This is a genomic window from Rhodomicrobium udaipurense JA643 (assembly GCF_000636015.1).
GTDB classification, from domain to species: Bacteria; Pseudomonadota; Alphaproteobacteria; order Rhizobiales; family Rhodomicrobiaceae; genus Rhodomicrobium; species Rhodomicrobium udaipurense.
The window spans coordinates 1-2,132 of the sequence record NZ_JFZJ01000217.1 but is presented as its reverse complement, the minus strand read 5'-3'; the positions used below and the strand labels follow the sequence as shown (position 1 = coordinate 2,132).

2 protein-coding genes and 1 pseudogene are annotated in these 2,132 nt (G+C 59.7%); all 3 read right to left on the bottom strand.

Translation table 11 applies throughout. The annotated features are described in order from the left end of the window. A partial coding sequence (gene cas8c, locus T281_RS16925; protein WP_037242333.1) for a type I-C CRISPR-associated protein Cas8c/Csd1 occupies positions 1-863 on the bottom strand: 863 nt, incomplete at its 3' end. Next, on the bottom strand, positions 860-1,558 hold the full coding sequence (gene cas5c, locus T281_RS16920; protein ID WP_037242319.1) for a type I-C CRISPR-associated protein Cas5c: 699 nt from the start codon (positions 1,556-1,558) through the stop codon (positions 860-862). The genes cas5c and cas8c, both read right to left, overlap by 4 nt. 308 nt (positions 1,559-1,866) lie before the next feature. Then, a pseudogene (locus T281_RS19230) lies at positions 1,867-2,132 on the bottom strand (CRISPR-associated helicase/endonuclease Cas3); the annotation flags it as partial.

Genomic DNA, 2,132 nt, shown 5'->3' with positions numbered 1-2,132 from the left:
CAGAAGCTGGCAAAGATGTTTTCGGCCTTTGCGGCCTTGTTCGCGTCGGACGCGTCGGCCCAGAAGACGACGGACGCATCGCCGATCTGGATGCGGTGCCCGCTGTCCTTTTCGAGGAAGCGGTTCAGCGCGGTCGTGTAGGCGAAGGCTGCCGCTTCGGACACCGGGGCGTTATCGCCCTGCTCGTGCCCATAAGAACTAAATGCATCGAGATTGAATGAAACGATCGACGCGCCCGACGACTGAGCACCCCAGACATTCTTGATCGCCGGATGCAGGCGAGCGACCGGCGCATGTTCACCGGAAATGAGGCAAATCGCTTCCGGTTTGTTGCCCTCCGCTGAAAGCCGCGACCACAAGGCCTTTGCCGCCGGACGGTCGTGCAACCAGATATTCGCCCTGCGGTCGGCTTCAAGACAGAAGATGATGTTCTGGTCCTTCATCTCCTCTGGCCAGCCGATTTCATCGAAACGGCGCGGGGACCATGTCTTCAAGAAAATGATGAGAGCTTTCAGACCTGGATCAGTCGTATCTCGAAGCGCCTCAAGGTGGTACTCGCAAAATACTTTGTACCTAGAAGCGGCATCCTTGCTCTCGGAGCCTGTCACCCCCAGCGCGTAGGCGGTATTGTCCCAAAGGAAAAACGAACGGGGAGTGATCCCAGGGCGTTTGAAAGAGGCCGGAACCGCGACTGTGCGCGGTGTCCGCTTTTTGTCGTTTTGGCGGAGGTCGACCGGCGGGCAAGCCACGGTGCCATCCTCGTTGAGCGAGATCAGAAAGCCGATCTTCTCGGACGAGAACCCAAAGGGCGGCGCGTCGGGCAGCCGCTGGTAAGCGTTTGCTAGCGAAGCGAGGATGCTCATCGGCGCACCTCCGGCGAAAATGGATGCGGCACCGTCATCACACCGTCCTGAAGCGCGGCGCGGAAGAACAGCGACGGGCGACCGGGGGCGGCGTGGTCGATGTCGAACAGCATGAAGCCGAGGTCGCGCGGCGTGGCGAACCCGAGTGCCGGGAGACGGTCATCCGGGTGAGGCGTTGGCGGCGGCGCATCCGGTGACAGAAGCTCAAAGCGGGCGTCGAATTCGCGCGTGCCAAGGCACGGCTGATGAAAGCACTGGCCGCGCTCGGCACGGCGGTTGAAGATGTCGAGGTGCTTGCCCTCATTGTCATCGGGGCCAGCGCGCTCGGTCAGTTCGAAATGCGCGGCGATCACATAGGCGACGTCCACGAGCACGGTAGCGGCGCGCTGCTGCCGATCCTCGTCCACCAATATCTGCAAGTCGGCCAGATCGCCCCGGTTCATCGCCTGTTTGATCTTGCCAGCCGGCGCCTTGTGGCCCACCTCGTTGCGCCGGATCGACTGAAAGCGGATCGGCTTCAGCACGTGGATCTCGTCGACGATCCAGCGGATCGCCGGTTTCCAGTGAATGGCTTCGAGGATGCCGCGCGCAGCAGAAGGCGTTATCACGTCGTAGGAAACGCGCTCCACCTTCATTTCGGGGCGACAAAAGAGGGCGCGTTCACCTGAAACCAACAGTCGGATGCCGTAGGGCATTAGCGTTCAACCTCCCTTTGGGGAAAGTGCGAAATTGCAATCCTCCGTGCTTTATTTCTCTCGATTAGTATATTAGACCTCCATTCAGGAGGCAATGGTTGCCTCTGAACCGGAGTAGCCACATGCCTCCACGTCATCGGATTTTCATTCGTTTGCGTTTCGGGCCGGCCGGGTTTGAATTGGACATTGTCATCGAGCCTATATAGGTGACTAATTTGTCGCACTCAGAGTGCGTGGATCGAAACTCTCGTTGAGTCTATTTTCTCGAAAAAACAACGCCGTGACGTCCATCAGAAGACGCCACGGCGTCACCAGATCGAGTTTTCCTCTCCCAGATAATCCGCATCCTCCCAGATCAGCCCCGTTTCCTTCGTGTAGAGATGCGGCGCTTGAAGCACTGCGAACTGGTCGCCGCGAATGTCCTCCGCCATGAGAGTCACATGACCGTTCGCCATCAGGAGCGCGCGCGCCTTAGGCGGCACCTGCACGATGTAGCCTTGGAGTTGTCGGGCGAGTTTGCCGGAGGGGATAGCCGCATTGCCGAGGTCGGCGACCGCCGTTCTGGCTGCCTCGT

What these genes read in the sequence shown, in the direction of transcription:
- cas5c (WP_037242319.1), bottom strand. Translation starts at nt 1,558, where the DNA reads ATGCCCTACGGCATCCGACTGTTGGTTTCAGGTGAACGCGCCCTCTTT.